The sequence below is a fragment of the Rhizobium johnstonii 3841 genome, from assembly GCF_000009265.1.
Lineage (GTDB): Bacteria > Pseudomonadota > Alphaproteobacteria > Rhizobiales > Rhizobiaceae > Rhizobium > Rhizobium acaciae.
In genome coordinates this window covers 44,994-69,460 of record NC_008378.1, presented here as the reverse complement: position 1 = coordinate 69,460, position 24,467 = coordinate 44,994, and the positions used below count along the sequence as shown (strand labels likewise).

The 24,467-nt window shown below is 61.0% G+C and carries 24 protein-coding genes; 10 read left to right on the top strand and 14 right to left on the bottom strand.

What is annotated here, in order from left to right; genetic code table 11:
• Positions 1–44: 44 nt before the first annotated feature.
• Positions 45–2,228 (bottom strand): DUF1217 domain-containing protein, encoded by a 2,184-nt coding sequence (locus tag RL_RS33275; RefSeq protein WP_011648862.1) that lies wholly within the window; start codon positions 2,226–2,228, stop codon positions 45–47.
• A 241-nt stretch (positions 2,229–2,469) separates the two neighbouring features.
• Positions 2,470–3,117, bottom strand: coding sequence for a TetR/AcrR family transcriptional regulator (locus RL_RS33270; protein WP_003550211.1), 648 nt, complete (start codon positions 3,115–3,117; stop codon positions 2,470–2,472).
• Between the two features lie 164 nt (positions 3,118–3,281).
• Between RL_RS33270 and RL_RS33265 the strand changes: the two genes are divergently transcribed.
• The 8 genes from RL_RS33265 (at position 3,282) to RL_RS33230 (ending at position 11,284) form a co-directional block, all read left to right on the top strand.
• Positions 3,282–4,133, top strand: coding sequence for an EF-hand domain-containing protein (locus RL_RS33265; protein WP_011648861.1), 852 nt, complete (start codon positions 3,282–3,284; stop codon positions 4,131–4,133).
• 320 nt (positions 4,134–4,453) lie between these two features.
• Positions 4,454–5,746, top strand: a complete 1,293-nt coding sequence (locus RL_RS33260) for a flagellar hook protein FlgE (RefSeq protein ID WP_011648860.1) — start codon at positions 4,454–4,456, stop codon at positions 5,744–5,746.
• 13 nt (positions 5,747–5,759) lie between these two features.
• Entirely contained in the window at positions 5,760–7,220 is a 1,461-nt protein-coding gene (flgK, locus tag RL_RS33255) for a flagellar hook-associated protein FlgK (RefSeq protein ID WP_011648859.1), read from the top strand.
• A 2-nt stretch (positions 7,221–7,222) separates the two neighbouring features.
• Entirely contained in the window at positions 7,223–8,269 is a 1,047-nt protein-coding gene (locus RL_RS33250) for a flagellar hook-associated family protein (RefSeq protein ID WP_011648858.1), read from the top strand.
• Between the two features lie 11 nt (positions 8,270–8,280).
• On the top strand, positions 8,281–8,655 hold the full coding sequence (locus RL_RS33245) for a DnaT-like ssDNA-binding protein (RefSeq protein WP_011648857.1): 375 nt from the start codon (positions 8,281–8,283) through the stop codon (positions 8,653–8,655).
• A gap of 155 nt (positions 8,656–8,810) precedes the next feature.
• Positions 8,811–9,704, top strand: coding sequence for a DUF6502 family protein (locus tag RL_RS33240; RefSeq protein WP_011648856.1), 894 nt, complete (start codon positions 8,811–8,813; stop codon positions 9,702–9,704).
• Positions 9,701–10,780 carry a DUF5666 domain-containing protein gene (locus RL_RS33235; RefSeq protein WP_011648855.1) on the top strand — a complete coding sequence of 360 codons (1,080 nt, stop codon included), beginning with the start codon at positions 9,701–9,703 and terminating at the stop codon, positions 10,778–10,780. The genes RL_RS33240 and RL_RS33235 overlap by 4 nt, the downstream gene beginning before the upstream one ends.
• Positions 10,781–11,035: 255 nt before the next feature.
• Positions 11,036–11,284, top strand: a complete 249-nt coding sequence (locus RL_RS33230) for a hypothetical protein (RefSeq protein ID WP_028742563.1) — start codon at positions 11,036–11,038, stop codon at positions 11,282–11,284.
• Between the two features lie 40 nt (positions 11,285–11,324).
• Here RL_RS33230 and RL_RS33225 read toward each other — a convergent pair whose 3' ends face one another.
• The gene (locus RL_RS33225) at positions 11,325–11,735 is read right to left on the bottom strand and encodes a type II toxin-antitoxin system VapC family toxin (protein ID WP_011648853.1); all 411 of its coding nucleotides are present in this window, start codon (positions 11,733–11,735) and stop codon (positions 11,325–11,327) included.
• Positions 11,732–11,980: a type II toxin-antitoxin system VapB family antitoxin gene (locus RL_RS33220; RefSeq protein ID WP_028742565.1), complete on the bottom strand. Its 249-nt coding sequence runs from the start codon at positions 11,978–11,980 to the stop codon at positions 11,732–11,734. Before RL_RS33220 ends, RL_RS33225 begins: the two co-directional genes overlap by 4 nt.
• A 202-nt stretch (positions 11,981–12,182) precedes the next feature.
• Here RL_RS33220 and RL_RS33215 point away from each other — a divergent pair, with 202 nt between their 5' ends.
• A complete protein-coding gene (locus tag RL_RS33215; protein WP_041936978.1) occupies positions 12,183–14,000 on the top strand; it encodes a methyl-accepting chemotaxis protein in 1,818 nt (605 codons plus the stop codon).
• A 43-nt stretch (positions 14,001–14,043) separates the two neighbouring features.
• On the opposite strand, the gene doeB is transcribed toward RL_RS33215, so the two are convergent.
• From doeB to RL_RS33165, 10 genes are all read right to left on the bottom strand, one after another.
• Positions 14,044–15,051 (bottom strand): N(2)-acetyl-L-2,4-diaminobutanoate deacetylase DoeB, encoded by a 1,008-nt coding sequence (doeB, locus tag RL_RS33210; protein ID WP_011648851.1) that lies wholly within the window; start codon positions 15,049–15,051, stop codon positions 14,044–14,046.
• A 7-nt stretch (positions 15,052–15,058) separates the two neighbouring features.
• Entirely contained in the window at positions 15,059–16,240 is a 1,182-nt protein-coding gene (doeA, locus tag RL_RS33205; protein ID WP_011648850.1) for an ectoine hydrolase DoeA, read from the bottom strand.
• A 32-nt stretch (positions 16,241–16,272) separates the two neighbouring features.
• Positions 16,273–17,265: an ectoine utilization protein EutC gene (gene eutC, locus RL_RS33200; protein ID WP_011648849.1), complete on the bottom strand. Its 993-nt coding sequence runs from the start codon at positions 17,263–17,265 to the stop codon at positions 16,273–16,275.
• Complete coding sequence (gene eutB / locus RL_RS33195; RefSeq protein ID WP_011648848.1) at positions 17,262–18,263, bottom strand: hydroxyectoine utilization dehydratase EutB; 1,002 nt, start codon at positions 18,261–18,263, stop codon at positions 17,262–17,264. Before eutB ends, eutC begins: the two co-directional genes overlap by 4 nt.
• Positions 18,264–18,267: 4 nt before the next feature.
• Positions 18,268–19,047: an ectoine utilization protein EutA gene (gene eutA / locus RL_RS33190; RefSeq protein ID WP_011648847.1), complete on the bottom strand. Its 780-nt coding sequence runs from the start codon at positions 19,045–19,047 to the stop codon at positions 18,268–18,270.
• Between the two features lie 2 nt (positions 19,048–19,049).
• Entirely contained in the window at positions 19,050–19,709 is a 660-nt protein-coding gene (gene ehuD / locus RL_RS33185; RefSeq protein WP_011648846.1) for an ectoine/hydroxyectoine ABC transporter permease subunit EhuD, read from the bottom strand.
• Between the two features lie 4 nt (positions 19,710–19,713).
• Positions 19,714–20,373: an ectoine/hydroxyectoine ABC transporter permease subunit EhuC gene (ehuC, locus tag RL_RS33180; protein WP_003550191.1), complete on the bottom strand. Its 660-nt coding sequence runs from the start codon at positions 20,371–20,373 to the stop codon at positions 19,714–19,716.
• 180 nt (positions 20,374–20,553) lie between these two features.
• A complete protein-coding gene (gene ehuB / locus RL_RS33175) occupies positions 20,554–21,402 on the bottom strand; it encodes an ectoine/hydroxyectoine ABC transporter substrate-binding protein EhuB (protein ID WP_011648844.1) in 849 nt (282 codons plus the stop codon).
• A gap of 56 nt (positions 21,403–21,458) precedes the next feature.
• Positions 21,459–22,244 (bottom strand): ectoine/hydroxyectoine ABC transporter ATP-binding protein EhuA, encoded by a 786-nt coding sequence (ehuA, locus tag RL_RS33170; protein WP_011648843.1) that lies wholly within the window; start codon positions 22,242–22,244, stop codon positions 21,459–21,461.
• 122 nt (positions 22,245–22,366) lie between these two features.
• A complete protein-coding gene (locus tag RL_RS33165) occupies positions 22,367–23,752 on the bottom strand; it encodes a PLP-dependent aminotransferase family protein (RefSeq protein ID WP_011648842.1) in 1,386 nt (461 codons plus the stop codon).
• Between the two features lie 101 nt (positions 23,753–23,853).
• Here RL_RS33165 and RL_RS33160 point away from each other — a divergent pair, with 101 nt between their 5' ends.
• Entirely contained in the window at positions 23,854–24,351 is a 498-nt protein-coding gene (locus RL_RS33160) for an Lrp/AsnC family transcriptional regulator (protein ID WP_011648841.1), read from the top strand.
• Positions 24,352–24,467 lie beyond the last annotated feature (116 nt).

Sequence of the window (24,467 nt, the reverse complement as noted above, 5' to 3'; positions counted from 1 at the left end):
GGCAGCGATGCAGGCTCTCCGGGAACGGGGGGCTTGCAGGCCGCTCAACCGCTTTTCAATTGCGCCATCGCAAGCAGCGTATCGGCGCTTATCGTCGCCGAGCCGGTCAGGATCGACAGCGCCGTCGACGTGGTGCCTGTGCCGTTGGCCATGTCATACATGGCGGTGAAGCGTTTGATCAGATCGTCGACTTTGTCAGGATCCGACAGATCCTCGATGTCGATAAAATTGTCGATCATCTCGGCTTGTTTATCGACGTCCATGTTCGAGACGTAACTGGACAGGTTGAAGCTCGTCGTAAAAAACTCGAAGAGCGCGCTGTCGCCCAGAATGTCGTAGGCGCTCGAGATCTCCGGCGCCTTGCGCTGGAAGTAGAGGGCAAGGCGCACGCCGGTGTTGCTGTCGCCTTGATCATCCTCCAGCGTCAGCCTGACATAGGCGTCGATCGTCTCCAGCACGTCGCCGCGCTGCTGCACCGTTCCGGTGGGCTCCGCTGAAATATTGCCGTCCTGATCGAAATTGAACGCGCCGACGAGTTCGGCGAAACGATTGTCGTCCAGCTTATTGACGTAACTGTCTTCGTCGTCGAGATCGGAAGCAAACATCTCTTCCAACGCGTCCGACGTGACATCATCAGGATCGAGCCCCTTCGCCTCGAGCACGAAGGAAACCAGACGATCATCGGCCAGGAATTCGCTGGCCGTGGTGATCGTCGCCATCTGCTCGCGAAAATAGGTGATCCCCTCGTCCGCCGCGTCGGTCGCTTCCGTCATCTCGTCGCCTTCGAGGTATCGGATCTTGTTCTGCTTGTAATAGGTCGCATAGTCGTCGACGACGGATTCCGACATGGCCTGTAGCGGAACGGTCACGTCGCCATTATCGTCGAAGTTGAAGGCTTTGCGAAAGGCGACGAACCGGTCATCGTCGAGGCTGTTGACATAGCTTTTCGAGTCCGAGGGATCGCTTTCGAGAATTTTCCGGACCTCGCTTCTCGAAACGCTGTCCGGGTCTATGTCATAGGCTCGCAACGCCATTTCCCACAGTTCCGGGAGATCGTCGTTGTCGTCATCGTCGTCGTCATCATTCGACACCAGGAAATCATCGATCGAGGTGACGCTGGCGATGCGCGTCGTATAGTTGTCGACGGCGTCTTCAGTGTCGGTGTTGGCGATCAGCACTTCATAATTTTCATCGAAGGCCGCCGTGGTGGCGGCGGTCTGTTCCGATGTCTGGGCCGTGTCACCATCGGCAAGCGCGCCGTCTTCATCGAAATTGAAGGCATCGTGCAGCTCGGACAAGCCGATCGCGTCGGCGATGTCGGCGCTTTTCAGCGCCGCAGAAATGAAGTTATCGGTTTCGCTATCGGTAAGCCCATAGGCAGTTCTCAGATAGGAAACCAGTTTGTCGTCGCTCATCAACTCATCGACGGAGGTGATGTTGCCAATTTGCGCCGCGAAGTAAGTGTCATAGGCCTCCCCGGTTTCCGAGGAAGCGATCGTCGCCGAGGCTACCGCATAAGCGCTTGTGACCAGCGAGATCTGATCTTCCGACATCACGTCGCCGTCGGTCAAGCCATCCTCGTTGAAGTTGAAGGCCTTCGACAGGTTGACATAGACCTCGTCGTCGAGTTGGTTGACGAAACTATCGGTCTCGTCGAGATCGCTCGTCAAAACACTCTTCAGAAAGCTGCTCGAGGTATATTCGGTGCTGAGCCCGAAAGCCGTCAGCACGTAGTTCTTCAGCTTCGAACTCGACAGAAGATCGTCGACCGAGGTGATCGACGAGATATTGTCTTCGAAATAGTCCGTCGCGTCGGCGATATCGCCCGCCTCGGTGTCGAAGGACTCCTCATAAGCATCGAGCAGATTGTCCCGCTGCACGTCCGATTGCGCCGTCTTCGTCTCGCCGGCGAATTTGAAGGCGGCAGCGAACTCGGCATAACGGGTGTCGCTCAAGCTGTTGGCGAAGCTCGATGAATCGCTGAGATCGCTCTCCAGCACCTTCTTCATGAAGGCCTTGGCATATGTCATGTCTTCAAGGCCGTAGGCCTTCATGGCATAGGAATAAAGCTTGTAATCGCTCATGAATTCATCGACGGTCGTGACCTTGTCGATGTTTTCCTTGTAATAGGCGCTGTCGCGGGCAACCGTTGCCTGTGAAGCCACGTTCGAGAGGCTGGCGTTCAGATTTCGCGCGACCGTGAGATAGCTTACATAGGTGGAAACCAACGTCTGTCCCTTTCATAGGCACGGCGGTGCCGCGCGAAAGCCGGCCGGCAGTCACGGGTGAACATTTTCATCTCTGCGGGAATGTCGTCGCCGGTCATGGCGAAGCGCAGCCACCTATATGTGGCCGAATCAACTTAATAGAACTCTATAGTTCTATAATTTATCCAATGCGGAATTGGAAAGCGAAAGTCAAGGGATCGCGTTTTGCCGGACGAAAGCGCGAGGAGCGAATCTCAGCGCTTTAGGTGGCGCCGACGCCTGCGGCAAAGATGGCAATGCAGCGGCGAAGATGGGCAAACAGTTGAGCCCGATCGGGCCAGGCCTGCGCGCGCCCTTCCGGCGGACCCATGCCGCCGAGGATCATATCCATCAGCATCCGGGCTCCGCTCGCCGTATCGTCCAGCGTCAATCTGCCTTCCGACCGGCGTTCGCTCAGCCAGTCGGCGAGATGCTGGCGGCTGGCAAGCATGCCTTCGCGTTGCAGGATATCGACAAGTTCGGGAAATTGCGCCGCTTCGCGAAAGACGAGCTGCAGGAATCCGGTGCGATCGGCATCCTTGTCCTCATCCATATCGATCATGAAAATGCGCTCGAGGCTCGCGGCAATCGAGATATCTTCGGCAGGCCTGGGCAGATCGAGCATCAGGCGTCGATGCGCGCCGACCACGGCGGCAAACAACTCTTCCTTGCTCTGAAACAGCTTATAGAGCGTCTGCTTCGAAACGCCCGCCTCGGAGGCGACGATCGCGGTCGTGCTTCCGGCATAACCGTATTTGACGAAAACGCGGCCCGCGACTTCGACGATATGCGCCCGCTTATCCTCGTCGCTGGAAACTTTCGGTCGACCGCGTTTGCGCGGCTCGTCCGCAGGTTCGTCGATAATATCCATGACGGTCTAGACCACCCTGCCGAAACGCGTGCCGACGACCTGAGAACGTAGACTACGATTTCTGAGGGGCAATTTTTTCGGTTGTGGCATTAGTGATTTCGATTTAGAGAACTGATCAGTTCTGTAATGCGTTGCATCCTCACCCTCCTAGCGATGGAGCGCTTATGACGACCATTTCCGCTGCAACATCAGTCTCTTCCTATTCCTATAGCAAGTACCCGACATCCGCGTCCGAGGAGATCCTATCCTCTAATACGGTTTCGTCGGCAAAAGCAACCAAAAGCGGGCAGCTCGATGAAGACACGTCCAGCAGCGCCGACAAACTCCTGTCCCAACTGATGACGCTGTCGATGAATCGCTTCTCCGATCAGTCGGTATCCGGCGAGGATGAGGATGGCGGCGAAGGCATGGATGTTGCCCAATTGGACAGCGATGGCGACGGCTACGTGACTAAGGCCGAGTTCGTCGCGGCCCGGCCGTCCGACGTGACGGAGGACCAGGCCAACACGCTTTTCGGCAGCTTCGACAGCGAAAGCACTGGCTCGCTATCGGTCGATGTGCTCGCCGAGGCCATGTCCGCTCAGCAGTCGCAACGCCCCGGCGGCGACGATCTTGCATCCCTGCTCTCCGATCTCGATACCGATGGCGACGGCTCCATCAGCAAGGACGAGTTCGTCGCAGGCCGGCCCTCCGATGTGACGGAAGACCAGGCCGGCACGCTTTTCGACAGCTTCGACAGCGAAGGAGCGGGTTCGCTATCGGTCGATGAGCTGACCGAGGCCATGTCGGCCGAGCAGTCGCAACGTTCCGAAGGACCGCCACCGCCGCCGCCCGCAGAAGACGACGAGTCTCAATCCTTGCTCTCCGATCTCGATACGAATGGAGACGGGCTCGTGACATTGGACGAGTTCATGGCAGGCAAGCCCGAGGACGTCACCGAAAGCCAGGCGAGCCAGCTCTTTAGTCTGCTCGACACATCCGACACCGGTTCATTGTCCGTACAGTCCGCGGGCTGACGGCGGATACGGAGCGTCGCCATTGCAGTTGCTGGAGAAGCTGCAATGAGACGATCTGAAAGCGGCCCGGCCGTGGAGCTGGCAGAGCCTTCAGCCGGGCCGCTCCTGAAATGCTGAAACGTTGGTGCGCCGCCACAGGCGCACGATACTAGCGCGCGGATGAGCCGAAGCGCCTATCGCCATCACGGGGTCAGTCCAGACAATCAGATCATCGACCGGTGTCGGCCTTTGCCCGGCGCCAGCGATGTCGTGCGCCCGCAATCCGGGCCCTGGAAGCCCCTCGTCACATGGCATGTTCCCAAACCTTAAAGGATCGAGCCATGAGCATTTTTGGAAGCATGAAAACCGCCGTCTCCGGCATGAGCGCCCAGGCAAACCGGCTGAGCACGGTTTCCGACAATATCGCCAACGCGAATACTACCGGCTACAAAGCCGTTTCAACGTCCTTTTCGTCATTGGTTCTGCCGTCTTCCTCGGGCAATTACAATTCAGGCGGCGTTCAGACCTCGGTGCGCCAGGCGATTTCCCAACAAGGCGACATTTCCTATACGACCTCGGCCTACGACCTGGCGATCTCGGGAGACGGGTTCTTCATCGTGGAAAGCGCCGACGGCACGCCTGTGCTCACCCGGGCCGGCGACTTCTCGGTCGACAGCGACGGCAATCTCGTCAACGGCGCCGGTTTTACGCTGATGGGATATTCCTATGACTCCGGCGTGCCGGCGGTGGTCGTCAACGGCTTCGACGGCCTGGTGCCGGTCAACGTATCCCAATCTGGCTTGAGCGCCATCGCTTCGAGCAGCGCCTATTTCAGCGGCAACCTGAACTCCGAAGCGACCGTCGTCACCAATACGACGACACTGCCGAGCGCCAACACGGCGAGCGTCACCGACGACACGCAGAAGATGTCGCTGGTTGCCTATGACAGCCTCGGCGGCACCGTCCAGTACGACTATTACTTCACCAAGACCGGCGTCACGACGGACGCGAGCGGCGCGGTCACCGGCAGCACCTGGGAAGTCGCGGTTTACCGCAATGCCGATGCAGCCACCGGCAGCACGACATCCTTTCCCTACTCCTCCGATGCCGTGAGCGTCGCAACGCTCTCCTTCGACGCCGATGGCCAGCTGACCTCCGCAACCGACACCGACATCGTCGATCCGGTGACGGCAAAGACGGTCACCATGGACTATTCCGACTTCACCCAGCTTGCCTCCGACTTCTCGGCGACGGGCTCCGCAGACGGCCAAGCCGCAAGTGCGGTGAGCTCGGTGTCTATCGGTGCGGACGGCGTGGTGTCGGTCTCCTATGCGAACGGCGCGACAAAGGCTCTCTACCAGATCCCTCTCGCGACGGTCGCCAGCCCCGACAATCTGACGCTGCTCAGCGGCAACGTCTACAGTGCCAACGGATTGTCCGGCGTCACGGTCACCGGCTTCCCGCAGACGAACGGGCTTGGCTCCATCCAGTCCGGCGCTCTCGAAAGCTCGAACGTCGATCTCGCCGGCGAACTGACGGAAATGATCGAGGCGCAGCGCAGCTATACCGCCAATTCCAAGGTGTTTCAGACCGGCTCCGATATCATGGATGTCCTCGTCAATCTGAAACGATAGGGAGGGCGCCGGCATGTCGCTCACCTCCGCATTGAACAACGTGCAAAGTATTTTCAACACTACGGGCCAGCAAAGCAGCGTCATCTCGACGAATATCGCCAATGTCGGAAATTCCGACTATGTGAGACGGGAGGCGTCGGTTACGACATCTCTTTCCGGCGCCCAGGTCGTCAGCATCAGCCGGGCGCAGGAAACTGCGCTGCTTGCCCAGTATCTGCAAACGAATGCCAAGGACAGCGCCCAGCAGACGCTGGTGACGGGTCTCGAAAGCCTGAAGTCGCTGGTGGGCGGCAATGACTACGAGACCTCGCCGAGTACCTATCTCACGGCATTCCAGCAGGCGCTCCAGACATTCGGCACGTCGCCGAGCAGCACGACCGCCGCGCAATCGGCCGTGACCGCCGCGCAGGATCTCGCCAATTCGCTAAATACCGCAAGCGACGGCGTCCAGTCGATCAGAGCCGAGGCGGATGCGGAGATCGCCACACAGGTCTCAACCCTGAATACACTGCTGTCGCAGTTCGAGGCGGCCAACAATGCGGTCAAGCTGGCGACATCGACCGGTACCGATACATCCTCGGCTCTCGACGAGCGTGAAAAGCTCCTGAAGCAGATCTCCTCGATCGTCGGCGTCACTTCCACCGTGCGCGACAATAACGATATGGCGCTCTACACCTCTGATGGCACCGTGCTGTTCGAGACCATACCCCGCACCGTCACCTTCGCGCCGACAGCGACTTACGTCGCGGGAACGGAAGGCAATTCCATCTATATCGACGGCGTTGCGCTCGACGCCGGCGAGGGATCGACGACGAGTGCCTCGGGCAGCCTGCAGGCACTGCTGCAGCTTCGCGACGAGATCGCCCCGACATTCCAGGCTCAACTCGACGAGATCGCCAAATCGCTCGTCCAGATCTTCTCGGAAACAGACGGCAGCACGAGCGCGCCGGGACTTTTCGTCTGGACGACGGCGTCAGGCGCAACCGGGGCAACACCTGCTGCTTCCGACGATGCGACAGGGATCGCCTCCACCATCTCGGTCAATCTGGCCGTCGTCACCAGCGAGGGCGGCGATGCGACAAAGCTGCGCGATGGCTCCATCAGCGGGATCACCGATCTCAACACCTCGGGAGACAGCGGCTTCTCGGACAATCTCGACGCCCTGTATGAGGCGCTGACGGAACAGCGCTCGTTCTCTTCCGACGCCGGTCTCTCGACGTCGCAAAGCCTGACGGACTACGCCAGCGCCTCCATCGGCTGGCTCGAGCAATATCGAAGCGACGCCACCTCGGCCTCCGAAACCACGGCTGCCGCCTTGTCGCGCTCCGACGAGGCCTATTCCAACGAAACCGGCGTCAACCTCGACGAGGAACTGACACTGCTTCTCGACATCGAACAATCCTACAAAGCGGCGACAAAGATCCTGAACGTCATCGACGAGATGTTCCAGTCGCTCCTCGACATAGCGAGCTAGTCATGAAAGCATCTTTTGTCTCATCATCGGCGATGCAGAATGTTTTGCGGCTCACCATCAGCCAGTCCCAAAACAAGCTGCAGCAGGCCTCGACGGAAGCGACCACAGGAACCTACGCCGATAGCGGCGTATCCCTCGGCGCCGGCGCTGCAAAGTCGATCAATCTCACCAGTGCTATCGCGCAGGCCGCCTCTTTCAAGATGAGTAATGCCGTCGTCGAATTGCGCATGAACGCATCGCAAACCGCCCTTTCGAGCCTCAAGGATGCCGGCGACAGCCTGGTCTCGAACCTGACCGCACTCCAGGCGAGCCAGGATACGACGAGCATCGCCGTTGCCTTGCAGACGGCGAGCGCCACGATTTCGCAGCTGGTCTCGACGGCAAACACGTCGGTCAATGGCGAGTTCCTGTTCGGCGGAACGAACCTCGACAGCCAGCCTCTGAGCGATCAATCCTCGGCGGTCTCGGATACGATCGTTTCGGCTCTGAACGATTATGCAACCGGTCTCGGAAAAGACGTCAGCGAATTGACGGGCGAGGAAATCGGCAGCTTCATCACCGACACGGTCGAGCCGATGTTCTCCGAGAGCGCCTGGACGGACGCTTCCGAAGGCTGGTCGGCCGCTTCCAGCACCAACATGACGAGCCGGATCAGCGGATCGGAAACCATCACCTCGTCGACCAACGCCAATTCCGAAGGCATGCGTTATCTGGCGCTCGCCTCCGTCGTCGTCTCCGCTCTCTTCGGCCAGGATCTCAGCTCCGACGCGCAGAGTACCGTCGCATCCAAGGCGATCGCCTATGCGGCGCAGGCGACCTCCGGGATCGTGACGCAGCAAAGCGAACTCGGCCTCGCCCAGGAACGGCTCGAAAAGGCAAATGACGCGCTCGACGCTCAATCCACTCTGCTTCAGGGAAACCTCGTCGATCTCCAGGGCGTAGATACCTATGAAGCCTCGACGCTCGTCAACCAACTGCAGACGCAATTGGAAACGGCCTACACGCTCGTTTCGAAACTCCAGAGCCTGAGCCTGGTCAACTATCTCTGACGGATTGAAAAATGCGGGAATTCAAGCAGTTGCAAATACCGGCTCTCACGAAGGAGCCCAACACGACGTGTTCCGAAATCGTGGCGGAGGCGGCCTTCGCGCTTGCCTCCGGCATCATCGATACGATCCCCTTCGTCGGCAGCAAACTCGACGAGCAACAGACGCGGGCATGGCCGCGATCGGGTGTCTTCACGGATGACGGCGTCGAGATGACCGCTACGCCCCCTGAAATATTCGAGCTTTGCGAGTTGCTGGCAGCCCACGTCGAGAAAGGTACGTCATTCGACGTTTTCGAGGTTTTCCACAAGATTGCACGCATCGACCGGCTGATCGACTGGCGCCACGGCGCAGTGCTGTCACCCGAACCGCATCCCGTAACGCATTGACAGAAGACGCAAAATGCTTTCCCAATGGTGGCGCGATCACGGCCGCGCCGCCAGCAATCATGGCATAAGCTGGTCTTGCGTAGGGCTTCTCCGTTGCGGCAGTCTGGACTTTCCCATAGGGGAGACTGAGGACGATTGCCGAAGGTCTGCCGGCAATGGTCTTTCAGAGACCGAGTGTGTTCTTGATGTCGAAGCCGCGCACGAAGCTACCCTTCTCCGAAGAGACCTTGCAGGCCATGCTGATCCGCGTGCTTCGCCCGCTGGTCAAGCTCGCACTCGCCTCCGGCTTCAACTTCATCGCTTTTTCGACCGTTCTTCGCCGCCTTTATATCGAGGTCGCAGAGAAGGAATTCGCGCTGCCGAACAAGAGCCAGACGGATAGCCGCATCTCGCTCCTGACCGGCATTCACCGCAAGGACGTCAACCGGCTGCGCGGACAGGTGCTTGCGGCATCCTTCCTGACCACCGGCGTTTCGCAGACGAGCCGCATTCTCGCCAGATGGCTTGCCGATCCGTTTTATTGCGATGCGGAGGATCGGCCGAGTGCCCTGCCCCGGACCTCCAGCGACGGCGGTCCGTCATTCGAGAGCCTGGTGAGCGACATCACCAAGGACGTCCACCCCCGCTCCATCCTGGACGACTGGCTGGACAAAGGCATCGTCGTTGTCGATCAGAACGGCTGGATCCAGCTCGATCTCTCATCGATCGTCCCCAATGCCGGCGACGAGGCCCGCCGGCATTATTTTACCCGCAACCTCCGTGACCATGTGCAGGCGTCGGTCATGAACCTGATGAACGAGCCTCCTCCGAACTTCGAACGCGCCGTCCATTATGACGGGATATCGCCCGTTCTGGCGGCCCGGCTCGACGAGATCGCGCGCGCGGAAGGAATGGCGCTGCTCCTGAAACTCAACAAGATCGCCCATCAGGCCATCAAGGACGACCCCGGCGGCAACAGCCGCTGGATCGCCGGGCTCTATGTCATGACCGAGGAGGGCGAGGCCGATCTTCAGGCAGACACCGCATCCAAGACGGAGACGGACGAATGACCCCGTCGGCCATCTCGAGAAGGCAATTTCTGCTGGCCGGAATAGCGCTTCAGGTTCTAGGGCCCAAGATTGCCGCCGCGCAGCCGACGGGCACCAGCGATCATGGCATCGGCGGATCTGGACTTTCCATCCAGGGCGGCGGGGAGAACGAAGATCACGGCATCGGCGGGACGGGCATCGTTGGAACCATCCAGGGTTTTGGAAGCATCATCGTCAACAACATCCACATCCCGTTCAGTGCGACGACACCGATCGAAATCGACGGCCGACGCGTTCGCGCGAGCGCGATGAAGGTCGGCCATGTCGCCCGGGTGCTGCTGACGGGCAAGCTTGCCGCCCGCATCACCATCGCCAGCGAAGTCCAGGGCCGCATCGACCGGATAAACAAGACCGGCATGACCGTACTGGGGCAAACGATCGACACGACGGGTGTCGCGACGAAGGGCCTGCGCAAGGGCAAGCGGGTCGCCGTGTTCGGCATCCGCAAACCTGACGGTACGATCATTGCCCGGCGCATCGAGCCTCGCTCCGTTTCCGAAGGCGCCCATGTTCGAGGCATCCCCGTCAAGAGCAGCAATCGCGTCCTGATCGGCGGTCTTTCGCTTGGAAGCACGCATGGATACCTGGCCGGCAAGCAAACGCTCGTGCGTCTCAAGGCCGTCGCCGATCGATTGATCATCACGCGCATTCAGGCTGAACCCCTCGTGCCGGGCTTGAAACACGGCATCGTCAACGTCGAGACCTTCCGGCCGACCGATAAGGACCGGCCGGGCGCGGGACCCGGAGGGTCCGCGCCTTTCGGCTCGGGGCCGCCATCTCCTGATGGTCATGGCTTCGTCGATGTCGGCGTGCGGGACTCAAGCAGAATGACCGGCTTTCCCGACGGGCGCATTCCGGACGGCTTCGGTTCGCGACGTCCAGGAGGACCTTCGGATCGACCGCCGCCCGATCGTTCGCCCTTCGGCAGAGGCGGGCCGGACCGAGATTTTCCCGCTCCGGATAGAGGCGGACCGCCACCGCAGGACGGCCCGCCGCCTGGGCCGCCGCCACCGGGCCCAGGCCCGGGTCCGCGCTGAAAACGCTGTCGCCGCATGTTGACAAATGGGAAATTTTCCCATTTATTGTTCATGCGAATTCTGCTTCGGGTGATTCCAGGGAGGGTTTGCCGATTGGCTAACGGGTCCGCCCCACACCCGCTAGCCAATCGTTTGATTTTCAATCGTTCCGACACTGTCAAACCCATGTTCCTGAGTCATCGTAGGAATGGCCCATCCGGTAGGCTGGATGGCGCCATCCGAACCGAACCGTCATCGCCCAAGAGGAATCAGGAATTGTTTTTGCTGGAACGCGAACCGGACATGTCGCTGGAGATGGACGAACCGACCATCGTTGCAACCTGGGAAAACCGCGCTCAAATCATCGAAATTATGAGCAGCGCACGCACCATGAGCCAAGAATTTCAAGATCTTTGGAACAGCAGCGGCGGAACGGGCCGGCTCAGCCAGGAAAACACGGACAGATTGGTCGAGCTCCTGCGCGAGATCAGCGGCCTGAACGAAAAGCTCCTGCGCTTGGCTTGAAAGGCCTCTCAGCTACGAGCGCCAAGCATGTTTCGGGAATTCAAAATTGCCATGGTGAAATCAGCTCAAGGCCTGTGGTCGCAAAGTCCCCCAGGTCTCGCGTCGCAAGTCGACCGCCATTAACCCGCGCAATAGCGGCTATCATGCCATCCGGAGCCGACATTCCACGCCCTTGACGAGCAGCAAGGCCCATAATGTCGCCATAAGCAAGAGCTGCCTCTTCGGTCAGACCGAAAATCCGGTCCGCGAAGCGACGGCGCCAGTCGGACAGCCCCTGTTCGAGGCGTTCGGCTCGCTGATCGCGGATCTTCTGGATACCAAAAGCTATTTCCGCAATTGTCACCGTCGGTAACGCCAATTCTGCATCATGACGGACCAGCCATGCAATCACGGCCTCGTCGGGCGACTTTTTTAGGGTTTCCGATATGACGTTGGTATCGAGAAAGATCAAAGTTCGATGCCCTTGTGCTCCTGCCTGTCCTCTTTGATAACTGATTCAAGGTCGATATCCGTGCCACTTTGCTGCAAAAGACGAGCATAGAAGGTCGTGGCTGCCTCGCGGCCGGCTTCCCGTATTTCATACGATTCCAGAGCCCGCTCAACGATGTCAGCTATTGAGCGATTTTCGCGCCGGGCAAGCCGATGCGCAAGATCGCGTGCCTTCGCGCTGCGCACGGAAAGTTGAGGTTCAGCCATGTCGGTCTCCTTTCATCTGTATATACATCAGCCTGCCAGCCATCAAGATGGCAACTGATGGCTGGATACCACAAGTATTCACGACCCCTACTTTGTTCCGATGCCAAAAGAATTAACCATATCTCAGTGTTCTTGCGAAATAATGCCATACGTAGATCAGGCATCTCGAAGCAGAGAGGCCAAAAGTTATTTGGAGGCAGTCTTGGCACTTACCATTGCTCGTAGTTTGGTGGCGTTTGGTGTCGCCGTTTCAGCCGGCCTTTTCATGTCGATCGGTTTGCAGCAATCGGCGCTCGAACGGCTGAAAGTCAACGGGCCGGTTTACGAGCAGGTCGTCTACGGCAAGGATTTGATCGCCGATATTCTGCCGCCGCCACTGTTTGTGGTGGAATCCTACATGCTGTCCTTCGAGGCGAGCAAATTTCCCGAGCTCACCGAAACCAATCTTGCCAAGATCGCAAATCTCAAGGCCGCCTACGACGACCGCCGCGCCTATTGGAAAACCACCCGGCTGCCGCAGGCTTTGAAGGACGAGCTTGAAAACGATGTCATCGCCAAGGGCGATACATTCTGGGGGGTGATGAACCGTGAGATCATCCCGGCCCTGAATGCCAGGGATGAAGACAAGGCGCATGGTGCGATCGAGCAACTGCGCGTCGCCTTTCATTCGCACCAGGATGCGGTCGAGAAACTCGTTGCCAATTCCGACGCCTTCCTGAAGGGCGAGGAGCGCAATGCAGCCTCGGAGATCGTCACCTGGACGATCTATGCGGGTGCTGCGGGTCTCGGTTCGTTCGGGCTGTTGCTGGTGGGGCTCTATCTCCTGCGCCGCCGAGCAATCGTGCCGCTCGATGGCATGAAGGCCTATATGGGCAACCTTGCCGAAGGCGACTTTTCGACCGAAGTTCCCTACGCCAACCGGTCCGACGAGATCGGAGCCATGTCCAAGGCTGTGGCGGTATTCCGCCGCAACGCGCTCGAGCGGCAGGAGGCGCAGAAGCGCGAGACCGCACTTCGCGATGCGGAATTTGAGCGCGAACGCAGCCAGCTGGCCGAAAGGGCCGCAGAGGAGCAGATCCGCGAAACGGTGATCGATCGGTTGACATACGGCCTGGAACAGCTGTCGACCGGCAATCTCGATTGCCGGATCAAGACACCCTTCGCCGCCGCCTACGAGACTTTGCGCGCGAAGTTCAACGACAGTATGGACGCGCTTTGCGCTTCGATGGCGGAGATCGCCCAGACCTCCAAGCAAGTGGGCAGTTCCTCGGCCGGCATCACCGATGCAGCCGACAGTCTTGCGTCGCGCACGGAACAGCAGGCCGCAATGCTCGAAGAGGCGACAGCCGCGCTCGATGAAATGAATATTAAGGCCAAGGATGCCTCCGACCATGCCGGCAGGGCGACGGGCATGATGGCCGAGACCCGCACCAGCGCCGAACATTCGGCAGCCGTCGTTCGCGAAGCCATCGCCGCCATGGAAAGGATCGAAGGTTCGTCCTCCCAGATCGGCGACATCGTCAATGTCATCGATGAAATCGCCTTCCAGACCAATCTTCTGGCGCTCAATGCCGGGGTTGAAGCAGCGCGCGCCGGCGAAGCAGGCAAGGGTTTTGCCGTCGTCGCGCAGGAAGTGCGCGAACTAGCCATGCGCTCGGCCAACGCCGCCAAGGAGATCAGATCTCTGATCTCCACCTCCTCGGCGCAGGTCTCCACCGGTGTGGAGCTCGTCAACCGAACCGGCAAGGCGCTCCTGGAAATCGAAGGGCAGGTCGAGCAAGTTGCCGGCCTGATCGCCCGCATCGTTTCGGTGTCTTCCGAGCAGGCGGTAGCGATCGGCGAGATCAACGCCTCCGTCAACGCGCTCGATCAGGTCACCCAGCGCAACGCAGCCATGGCGGTCGAAACTGCCTCGGCCTGCCGCGCCCTCGGTAGCCAGACACAGACACTGGAGGGGGTCGTCAACCGCTTTCAGGTCGATGCGGGAGCCAGCACGTCAAGGGCGCAAAAAGCTGCTTGAGGCAGCAGTCGAAACGGATCCCGCCTCTGCCTGTCCAATCACCTCAGCCCGTAACGATCGCCACGACGGCAACGCAGTCACCAGCCTTGACCAGCCCTGGGAAATGCCGGGCACAAAGAATGCCGTTCATGCCGGCGCGGATCTCGCGGGGGGCCAACCCGGTCCGCCCGGTCGGATAGATGCGCGCGATGACGGCATCGGCTGTGACGGCTTCGCTGAGATCAATGACAGGTTCGATCAGCCCGCCCTCCTCTGCGAAGGAGAAGCAGCGGCCATCCGGCATGTCGAGCCAGGTCGTTGAACCGGGATCGACGGCGCCGGCGACGATCCCTGCGTGGCGCAGCACGTTCATGGTGCCGCGCTTGGCAATCGCCGCACTTTTGGCCGTGGCGGTGCCGCCGCCGCCGAGTTCCGTGGTGATGAAGACCTTGCCCATCTCCTCGGCCGCGGTGTCGTACATCCCGACCGCATCGATCTCCAGCATTTTCATCGAATAGGGAGCGGCAAAGGCCGTCACGAATTCGAAGGCTTTTGTCTCCTGTTGTTTGTTCGGCAGGATGTGGGCCGCGCAGAATGGCAGAAAATCGAGCGTCTTGCCGCCGGAATGGAAGTCGAGGACGAGATCCGCCATCGGAAGAAGCACACGGCTGAAATAGTCGGCGATCTTCTCGGTCACCGTGCCGTCCGGCCGACCCGGGAAGCTGCGGTTCATATTGCCCCTGTCGATCGGCGAGGTCCTGGTTCCCGCTTGGAATGCCGGATAATTCATGGCCGGCACGATGATGACAGTGCCTTTCACCTCTTCGGCCTTCAGTGAGCGGGCAAGATCGAAGAGCGCGATCGGTCCTTCATACTCGTCGCCGTGATTACCGCCGGTCAGAAGGGCCGTTGGCCCCTTGCCGTTCCTGATGACGGTTATCGGCACCATCACCGATCCCCAGGCGGAATCGTCGCGGCTGTAAGGCAGGCGCAGGAATCCGTGCTGGACGCCCTCGGCGGCGAAATTGACCGTCGCGCTGATCGGCGACGGCCGCAAGCCAATCTCTGTCATGACAGCCTCAATCCTTGACCATCAGTCTGCGCGGCACGTTCGCGAAGCACTCGACACCGCTGTCGGTGATGAGGATGCTCTCGGTCGTCTCGAAGCCCATGTCTTCGAGCCAGAGGCCGGTCATGAAATGGAAGGTCATACCGGGCTTCAGCTCCGTCCGATCGCCCGGTCGCAGGCTCATGGTGCGCTCGCCCCAGTCCGGCGGATAGGAAAGGCCGATCGGGTAACCCGTGCGGTTGTCCTTGACGATGCCGTATTTCTTCAGCACCGCGAAGAAGGCGTTGGCGATATCCTCACAGCTATTGCCAGGTCTGGCGACCGCAAGACCGGCTTCCATGCCCTCCAGCGTCGCTTTTTCGGCATCGAGGAAGGCCTGCGTCGGCTTGCCGAGGAAGACGGTGCGCGACAGCGGCAGATGATAGCGGTTGTAGCAGCCGGCGATCTCGAAGAAGGTGCCCTCGCCTTTCTTCAGCGGTCGGTCGTCCCAGGTCAGGTGCGGTGCGGATGCTTCGACGCCGGACGGCAGCAGCGGCACGATCGCCGGATAATCACCGCCAATGCCGTCGACGCCGCGGGTGCCGGCATCATAGATTTCCGCGACCAGATCGCACTTGCGCATGCCGACCTCGATCTTGTCGAAGATGCGGGCGTGCATCGCCTCGACGATACGGGCGGCATTGCGCATGTAGCCGATCTCGGTCTCGCTTTTGACGGCTCGCTGCCAGTTGACGAGGGCGGTCGCGTCGACGAAACGCGCATTCGGCAAGTGCTTCTGCAGCGCCGCAAAGGCCGCCGCCGAAAACCAGTAATTGTCCATCTCGACGCCGATCGTCAGCTTGCCGAAGCCGCGCTCGGTCAGGATGCCCGAAAGGTAGTCCATCGGGTGGCGCTCGGTCGACTGCACATAGTGATCGGGATAACCGACGATGTTGTCGTGTTTCAGATAGGCGGTGAACTTGGCGCCATTGGCATCCTGGCCGCGGCCGAACCAGATCGGCTCGCCCTGCGGCGGCACGATCACCGCCTGGTGCACGTAGAAGGACCAGCCGTCATAACCGGTCAACCAGGCCATGTTCGACGGGTCGCTGACGATCAGCAGGTCGACACCCTTCGCCTCCATGGCACGCCGTGTCTTTTCCAGCCGCGCGGCATATTCGCCGAGCGAGAATTTGAGTTTGGGCTGGGTCATGTTTCTTCCCTTCTCTTCCGGCGCCGCGCCGGTCAGCTTTCGAATGCGGTCCCGGCCTTCACCGCGCCGGCGCGGGCAAAGGCGAGCGTGGCGATGGCGGTGTCCTGGATGCCGGTTCCAGTCAGGTCCGCGATGGTGATCTGGTCGTTGCGCGTCCGCCCTGGCGTCCGGCCGGCGACGATCTGGCCGAGCTCGGCAAAGACCGCATCGCCTGCGACCAGGCCGGCGTCGATTGCGTGATGCAACTCGCCGAGACGCCGCGTCTGCTTCAAGCTGTCGGCGACGTAGAGGTCGGCCGCCGCGATGGCGGCCGGGTCGATCTCGTTCTTGTGTTCGGCATCCGAGCCCATGGCCGTCAGATGCTGTCCGGGTTCGAGCCACCCGGCCTCGATGATCGGGATTTCCGACGGCGTGGTGGTGACGATGAGATCAGCGCCGATCACCGCGCCTCTGGCGTCCGATGTGGCCGTGATGGGAAACCCGAGCTTTCCGGCCAATTCCGCTGCCACGCTTTGCGCCTTGGCAGCATCGCGCGCCCATATCCTCGCTTCGCGGATCGGCCGGACCAGCGTCAGTGCTTCAAGCTGCAGCCGCGCCTGCATGCCGGCGCCGAAGATCGCAGCCACGGATGCACTTTCTCGCGACAGATGTTTTGCCGCGACGGCGCCCGCTGCTGCGGTGCGCACGTCGGTGAGATAGCCATTGTCCAGCAATAAGGCCTGCACCAGTCCGGTTCGGCTCGACAGCAGCACCATCATGCCGTTTGTGCTCGGCAGGCCGATCTTAGGATTGTCGAAGAAACCGGGGCTGATCTTGATCGCGAAGCCCTCGATGCCAGGCACATAGGCGGTCTTCACATCGACTTCGCCCCGATATTCCGGAATGTCGAGCCGCAGGATCGGCGGCATGGCGACGGCCTTGGTCGCAAGCGCTGCGAAAGCGGCCTCGACGCAATCAACCGTATCGCGATCAAGCGCGATGACTTTCCTCAGTTCCGCTTCCGTCAGAATGATCATCCGGCTCATGGTCTCTCCTCGCCGCAGAGTGCCGCCTTGCCATTGATCACCCGCCGATGCTGCTCCATGTCGACATTCGCCCCGGACAGGATCGCGACGATGGGGCCGTTCCCCACAATCTTCCCGGCAAGCAACGCTGCAATGCCGACCGCGCCAGCGCCCTCGACGATCTGGCGTTCGCAGGCATAGGCATGGCGCATGCCCACGGCGATTTCCACCTCCGTCAGCAGGATGACGTCGTCGAGAAGTTCGCGGCACATGGCAAAGGTCACGCGATTGTCGAGGCCGATGCCGCCGCCGAGCGAGTCGGCAAGGCTCGATACCTCCTCGACCTGCACCGGCCGTCCGGCATCGAGGCTCGCCTTCATCGCGGCGCCCTTCTCCATCGTCAGGCCGATCACTTTGGTCGTCGGACTGATGCCTTTGACCGCAGCGGCAACGCCGGCCGCAAGGCCGCCGCCCGAGAGCGGCACCAGCACGATTGCCGCCTCCGGCAAGATGTCGATGATTTCGAGCCCCAGCGTCCCCTGCCCGGCCACGACATCAGGATGGTCGAAGGGCGGGACCATCACCAGCCCCTCCTCGCGAACCAGCCGCTCGACTTCCTGCTGCGCCTCGTCCTGCGATCCGCCGACGATGCGGACATCGGCACCGAGGCGGCGGCTTTCCGAAACCTTGTTGTCCGGCACCAGCCGCGACATGCAGATGGTCGCAACCGCCCCTTCCGCCTTTGCCGCATAGGCAAGCGCACGGCCGTGATTTCCGGTCGAGGCCGCGACGACGCCGCGCGAGCGCTCGGCCGGCGACAAGGAGAGCACCGCATTGGTCGCGCCGCGCAGCTTGAAGCTGCCGGTCGTCTGATGATGTTCGAGCTTGAGATGGACAGGTACGCCGGCCAATTCGCCAAGGGAAAAGGACTGCACCATCGGTGTGCCGATCACGCGGCCGGCAATCCGGCGCGCCGCAGCGCGGATATCCTCCAGCGAAACGGGCAAGGTGCTCACCATGATCTCAGCCTTCCCGATAGGGCTTGGTCATCAATTGACCGAGTTCGGGCCGCGCCAGATCATCGCCGCAAAGCCGCAGGCAAGCCCAGGCGGTCGCGAGATTGCTAGTGACGACTGGCTTGCCGATTTCAGCCTCGATCCGGGCCGCGACCTCTGCTGCCCGCACCGCCGTGCAGGAGATAAACAGCGCGTCCGAGTGCGGCGCCAGCGCCTGGCGCGCGAAGGCAAGGATCTCGTCCGGCGCGATCCGCGCCATCTCGCGGTCATCGGTCAGCCCGAGACAGGTGAAGCGGTCGATCGCAAAGCCGAGATCCGCGAAATAATCCGCCATCGGCCGGCTGGTCTCGATCGTATAGGGCGTCAGCACCGAAATCCGTCTGGCGCCAAGCGCCTTCAGACCCTTCACGGCGGCCGCCGTCGGCGTCACGACGGGAACGCCGGGCTTGGCGGCATGGATCGCCGCCTCGATGTTCCGGTCGCCGATCACGACCGAGGCGGAGGTGCAGGAATAGACGATGGCATCGAGCGTCTCGCCCGGCAGGATCAGTGCCGCGCCTTCGGTCAACGACGGCTGCATCCTCAAGAGGTTTTCCGGCGTGACCGGATTGGCATAGTGGATGCGGCTGACATAGACGCCGAGGCGATCGCTGGCGACCATGCGCTGGAAGTCGACTTCCGTCGTGTGGTCCGTCGCGAGGATGACCAAGCCGATGCGCTTTTCCAGCGGCCGGTCCTCCAGCCGCGGCGGCCGGCCGGCTGTGATGATCTCAATCTCTACGGTCATGGTCAGTCATCCATCCTGGCGTAGCGTTCCTCAAGCCAGCGTAATCCCACCACCGAAATCAGGCTGATGACGAGGAAGAAGATGCCGACCAGCGTCATCGGCTCGATATAGCGGTAATTGCTGTTGGCGATGCTCTTTGCCTGGTTCATGAGTTCGAGCACGGTGATCGCCGAAAGCAGCGGCGTCTCCTTGAACATGGCGATGAAATAATTGGCGAGCGCCGGGATCATCGGCGGGATCGCCTGCGGCAGGATCACGTGGATCCAGGCCTGGCGCGTCGACAGATTGGTGGCCTTCGCCGCCTCCCATTGTCCGCGCGGCACGTTCTCGATGCCGGCGCGATAAACCTCGGCGGTATAGGTCGCATAGTGAATGCCCATGCCGATGACGCCGGCGACCAGCGGCGCCAGCCGGATGCCGATATCCGGCAGCACGTAGAAGATGAAGTAGAGCTGCACCAGCAATGGCGTGCCGCGGATGAATTCCGAGACGAAACCGACCGTGCGTGACACGCCAGCGACCGGTGATCGTCGTGCAATGGCGAGAGCCAGGCCGACGATCATCGCGACTGCAGCGCCGAGGATGGTCGCGAGAAGAGTGATCTTGAACCCTTCGAGAAGGGTCGGCATGATCTGCCAGACGAAGTCCCAATCCCATTCCATCTGATCAGGTCCTTATGCCGTCGAGGCTGCGTGCCATCCGCCGCTCCAGCCAGCGCATCGTCGCGGAGATCGCCGAGGCCATGAGAAAATAGAGGATGAGGATCGTCGCGAAGGGCACCAGCGTATTGCCGGTCTGCGCCCGCACCACCTGCGCCTGGAACGTCATATCCGTCAGCGAGATCAGCGACACGACGGCCGTGCCCTTCAAGAGTTCGATCGCATTGTTGCAAAAGGTCGGCAGCATCAGCGGCAGCGCCTGCGGCAGGATAACGTGGCGCATGCGCTGGTATCGCGAAAGGTTGAGCGCGATGCAGGCTTCCGACTGTTCGCGCCCGACAGCCTTGACGGCGCCGCGCACCACTTCCGCCGCATAGGCGCCGACATTCAGCCCGAGCGCCAGCACGCCCGCCTGCAGCGGCGTCAGGGTCAAGCCCGCGAAGGGCAGCACGAAATAGACCCAGAAGAGCTGGACGAAGATCGAGGTGCCGCGGAAGAACTCGATATAGGCCGTCGCCAGAGCCCGCACGGCGAAGAAGCGCGACAGGCGGCCGAGGCCCGCCAGGAAGGCCATCACCAACGCCAGCGCAGACCCCATGATCGTCAGTTCGAGCGTCACCAGGGCGCCCTCAAGGATCAGTGTCAGATAGCCGGACCATACCGACATCGGCAACTCACTTCCTAGAGCATGTCGCACAAAACTGTGCAGCGGTTTTGCGATAACGACATGCGTAAAAACAAGGACCTAAAGCGCGAGGAGTGCATCTGAAAGATCGCGACGCGCTTTGGGAGATCGTTCGAGGGCGATCCGGCCACGCCTGGGGCATGGCCGGTTGCTTACCCTTTGTTACTTCGCCGCAGCGCAGAGCTTTTCGCGGCTCGTCGACATCGCCGCCTTCGCCGAGAAGCCGTAGGGCTCGATGATCTTGGCGAATTCGCCGGATTCCTTCAGCTTCTTCAGCTCGACGTCGAAGGCGTCGCGGAGCGCAACGTCCTGCTTGCGGAAAGCCGCACCATCGCAATAGACCGGCGCATTGACGACGGGTGCGACGGTTTCAAGGTTCGGATCGTTCGCCTTGGCCATCAGATCGTGGATCGACAGAACCGGCAGCGAGTAGACGTCGATGCGGCCGTCCTGCAGCATCTTGATGCCGCTCTGGCCATCAGGAACGACGATGACGCGGTCGCGCGGCACGCCGGCCTCGAGCGCCAGCTTCTCCTCGGTGCCGCCGCCCGGCGCGCCGATCTTGGCGTCCGGATTGTCGGCGATGTCCTTGTAGCTCGTCAGCTTCAGTGGGTTGCCCTTCTTGAGCGCGAAAGCTTCAGCGTCGCAAAGGATCGGTTCGGAATAGGCGACGGCGTTGCAGCGCTCAGGCTTCATGAAGAGGCCTGCGGTGATCGCGTCGTGGCGGCCGGCCTGCAGGCCGGGGATCATTGCGCCATATTCCGAGATCGAGGCGACCACTTCCTTGACGCCCAGCTTTTCGAAGATTGCGCGCGCCACATCGGGGGCAGCGCCGGACACCTTGCCGTCGGCGCCGACAGCGGTGAACGGCGGCTCGTTGGCGATGGCGATACGCGCAAAGCCTTGCTCCTTCAGCTGCTCGAGCTTGTCATCGGCGGCGGACGCCGGGGCGACCGCCGTGACCAGAAGCACCGACAGGCTGGCGGCGCACAAAAAATATCCTGTTTTCATCGTTCCCAACTCCTCTGATTTTCCTTGAGTTTTGTTCTTGCGGGCAATGTCTGAGGTCAGATGCGGTGCCCCGCCGCAATGATCTTGCGCAGGAAGGTCTGCGTCCTCTCCTGCGTCGGATTGCGAAAGATGTCGCCCGGCTTGCCTTCCTCGACGATCTTGCCGCGATCGAAGAACAGCACACGGTCGGCGAAATCATGGGCGAAGCCCATTTCATGGGTGACGAGAAGCATGGTCATGTCGGTCTCGGAGGCGAGCCGCCGCATGACGTTCAGCACCTCTTCGACCAGTTCCGGATCGAGCGCCGAGGTCACCTCGTCGAACAGCATGATCTTCGGCGACAGCGCCAGCGCCCTCGCAATGGCAACGCGCTGCTTCTGCCCGCCGGAAAGCTGCGCCGGGACACTTTTAGCCTTGTCGGCCAAGCCGACCATATCGAGAAGCTCCATCGCCCGCTTTTCCGCCACGGGCCGCTTGATGCCCTTCGTCAGCATCGGCGCCAGCGTCACGTTGTCGAGCACGCATTTATGCGGGAACAGATTGAAATGCTGAAACACCATGCCGATCTTTTCGCGCATGCGATGCAGATGCCGTTCGTCGGCCGGCACCAGCCCACTGCTACCAGGTATATGGTAGAGCTGTTCGCCGTCGACCTCGATATGGCCGCCGCTGATCGTCTCCAGCGTCATCAGAATGCGCAGGATCGTCGTCTTGCCGGAGCCGGACGGCCCGATCAGCGCCAGCTTCTCGCCCGGCATGACATTCATCGACAGGCCGTCGAGCACGGTCAGCGGGCCGTATTTCTTGACGATATTATCGATGCGGATGATGGGCGGAAGCATTCATGTCTCTCCCTGTTGAGACAAGCAATGTCCTAACGATGACGGCCCATCAAAATCATGTCAATTCGTAAAATAATATCATGACAATTATTCTGCACATGCTCAAACGCAAGGCATCTGCATCAGATCGCAAGCAGCAGCTCTTCAGGATTTCCCTGCGCCAATGAGGCGACAATGCCGAGCCCGGTGCGCAACTCGCTTTCCGTCGTCGAACCAAGCGAGATGCGCACGGCCGGCGTCCAGCCCTGATCGGCGGTGTGGAACGATTTGCCAGGCGCGATCGCCACACCGCGCAGCCTTGCCTGCGATACGAAACCGTCCTCCGTATGATTGCCGGAGAGCGGCAGCCAGACGTGCAGGCTTTGCGGATGCGCCCGGTAGCTGAGGCCGGCCAGCATCTCCGCCGCGATCGCGTGCCGGCTCAAAAGGGCACGGCGCTGCCAGTTGACGAGTTCCATCGCCGTGCCGTCGCTGACCCAGCGGGTGGCGATCTCGGCCATGGCAGGCGTCGCCATCCAGTTGGAGACGAGATGCCGGTTGGCGACGGCGGCGACATAGCGGTCGGGTGCGGTGAGGTAACCGATCCGCAGGCCCGGAACGGTAATTTTCGTGAAACTCGTGACGTAAAGTGTCCGCTCCGGTGCAAACGCGGCCATCGGCGGCGCACGACCCTCGACCATCGGGCCGAGAATGTCGTTTTCGATGATCGCGATATCATGCTTGGCCGCCACAGCGGCAAGCGCCTGCCTGCGCTCCGCGCTCATCAGCGCCGCCATCGGGTTGATCACCGAGGGCTGCAGGAAAATGGCCCGGATCGGTCCCTTTCGGCAGGCCTCGTCCAGCGCTTCGGGGATCATGCCCTCCTCGTCGATCGCCAGTCCTTCGAGGTGCAGGCCGAGATAGGTGGAGAGCGGAACGAGCGTATGATGGCTGATCGCTTCGGTCGCAACCGTCGAGCCGGGCGGGGCGACGCTCATCAGCGCCACCGTCATGCCCGATGTCGCACCATTCGTCACGCTGATGTTCAGCGGCGACACCTCCAACCCGCAGCGCGCCAGCCATTCCGTGGCGACCGCGCGGTGGCGCGGAAACACCATATTCGGCCTGAATGAAAGCGCCGAGCTGGAAGGCAGGTTTTCCGAAAGCCAGCCGAAGGCCTGCCGCAGCCTTTCCAAATGGATCTGCTCGCAGACCGGTTTCAGGATCGACAGATCGATCACCTCGCCCAGCCGTTCCGGCAGATAGGGCGGCTCCGGCTCACGCGGTCTGGTCTGGACGAAGCTGCCGCGTCCGATCTCGCCTGATATCAGCCCCCGGCGGATCAACTCGTCATAGGCGCGGCTGACCGTCTGCACCGAGAGATGCAGATCATCCGCCATCTTGCGGTGCGGCGGCAATTGGGTGCCGTCGATGAGCTTGCCATCCGTGATCGCGTTTGCGATCTGCTCGGCAAGTGAGAGATAGGCCGGCCGGCGGAGTTGCGAGGGATCGGGGCGCCACTTTGTCATGATTTCAACACTGCTGAAAATCAGTTCAATTGACAATGCCAAAATGCGCTCCCATTGTCTTTTCCCTGCGTTTGAAATGAATTCTTTCTAAAGAAAGCACCATGAAGCTCGACGCCATCGACCTGCGCATTCTCGACGCCGTCCAGCGCGACGGCCGCATCACCAAACTGGCGCTCGCCGAAAAGGCCGGCCTGTCGCCGACGCCATGCTGGATGCGGCTGCGCAAGCTCGAAAAGGCCGGGATCATCACCGGCTATCACGCACGCATCGCGCCGCGGCGCATCGCGCCGGTCGCCAGCGTGATGATGGAAGTGACGCTCGCCAACCATCGCCAGGCGGATTTCGAGCGCTTCGAGCGCGCCATCAGCGCAGTCCCGGAGGTCGTCTCCTGCTGGTCGGTCGGCGGCGGCGTCGATTATATCCTGAAGATCATCGCACCCGATATCGACGCCTATCAGCGGCTGGTCGACGGGCTTCTCGACCGCGAACTCGGCATCGACCGCTACTTCACCTACATCGTCACCAAGACGGTGAAGGAGGACACCGTCCTTCCGGTCTCTTCCTTCACTGCCACCGATGAAGAACAGAGCGCGCCGTAGACAATCTCTCTGCCAGGCCGCCGTCCTTTAGACCATCTCTCTCTTTTCGCATCCGCCAACAGACAATCTCTCGCCCGCTCCCGTGGAAGACTGACGTCAACCGCCACGAGGAGACT

What these genes read in the sequence shown, in the direction of transcription:
- RL_RS33270 (WP_003550211.1), bottom strand. Translation starts at nt 3,117, where the DNA reads ATGGATATTATCGACGAACCTGCGGACGAGCCGCGCAAACGCGGTCGA.
- RL_RS33265 (WP_011648861.1), top strand. Translation starts at nt 3,282, where the DNA reads ATGACGACCATTTCCGCTGCAACATCAGTCTCTTCCTATTCCTATAGC.
- RL_RS33260 (WP_011648860.1), top strand. Translation starts at nt 4,454, where the DNA reads ATGAGCATTTTTGGAAGCATGAAAACCGCCGTCTCCGGCATGAGCGCC.
- flgK (WP_011648859.1), top strand. Translation starts at nt 5,760, where the DNA reads ATGTCGCTCACCTCCGCATTGAACAACGTGCAAAGTATTTTCAACACT.
- RL_RS33250 (WP_011648858.1), top strand. Translation starts at nt 7,223, where the DNA reads ATGAAAGCATCTTTTGTCTCATCATCGGCGATGCAGAATGTTTTGCGG.
- RL_RS33245 (WP_011648857.1), top strand. Translation starts at nt 8,281, where the DNA reads ATGCGGGAATTCAAGCAGTTGCAAATACCGGCTCTCACGAAGGAGCCC.
- RL_RS33240 (WP_011648856.1), top strand. Translation starts at nt 8,811, where the DNA reads ATGGTCTTTCAGAGACCGAGTGTGTTCTTGATGTCGAAGCCGCGCACG.
- RL_RS33235 (WP_011648855.1), top strand. Translation starts at nt 9,701, where the DNA reads ATGACCCCGTCGGCCATCTCGAGAAGGCAATTTCTGCTGGCCGGAATA.
- RL_RS33220 (WP_028742565.1), bottom strand. Translation starts at nt 11,980, where the DNA reads ATGGCTGAACCTCAACTTTCCGTGCGCAGCGCGAAGGCACGCGATCTT.
- doeB (WP_011648851.1), bottom strand. Translation starts at nt 15,051, where the DNA reads ATGACAGAGATTGGCTTGCGGCCGTCGCCGATCAGCGCGACGGTCAAT.
- doeA (WP_011648850.1), bottom strand. Translation starts at nt 16,240, where the DNA reads ATGACCCAGCCCAAACTCAAATTCTCGCTCGGCGAATATGCCGCGCGG.
- eutC (WP_011648849.1), bottom strand. Translation starts at nt 17,265, where the DNA reads ATGAGCCGGATGATCATTCTGACGGAAGCGGAACTGAGGAAAGTCATC.
- eutB (WP_011648848.1), bottom strand. Translation starts at nt 18,263, where the DNA reads ATGGTGAGCACCTTGCCCGTTTCGCTGGAGGATATCCGCGCTGCGGCG.
- eutA (WP_011648847.1), bottom strand. Translation starts at nt 19,047, where the DNA reads ATGACCGTAGAGATTGAGATCATCACAGCCGGCCGGCCGCCGCGGCTG.
- ehuD (WP_011648846.1), bottom strand. Translation starts at nt 19,709, where the DNA reads ATGGAATGGGATTGGGACTTCGTCTGGCAGATCATGCCGACCCTTCTC.
- ehuC (WP_003550191.1), bottom strand. Translation starts at nt 20,373, where the DNA reads ATGTCGGTATGGTCCGGCTATCTGACACTGATCCTTGAGGGCGCCCTG.
- ehuB (WP_011648844.1), bottom strand. Translation starts at nt 21,402, where the DNA reads ATGAAAACAGGATATTTTTTGTGCGCCGCCAGCCTGTCGGTGCTTCTG.
- ehuA (WP_011648843.1), bottom strand. Translation starts at nt 22,244, where the DNA reads ATGCTTCCGCCCATCATCCGCATCGATAATATCGTCAAGAAATACGGC.
- RL_RS33165 (WP_011648842.1), bottom strand. Translation starts at nt 23,752, where the DNA reads ATGACAAAGTGGCGCCCCGATCCCTCGCAACTCCGCCGGCCGGCCTAT.
- RL_RS33160 (WP_011648841.1), top strand. Translation starts at nt 23,854, where the DNA reads ATGAAGCTCGACGCCATCGACCTGCGCATTCTCGACGCCGTCCAGCGC.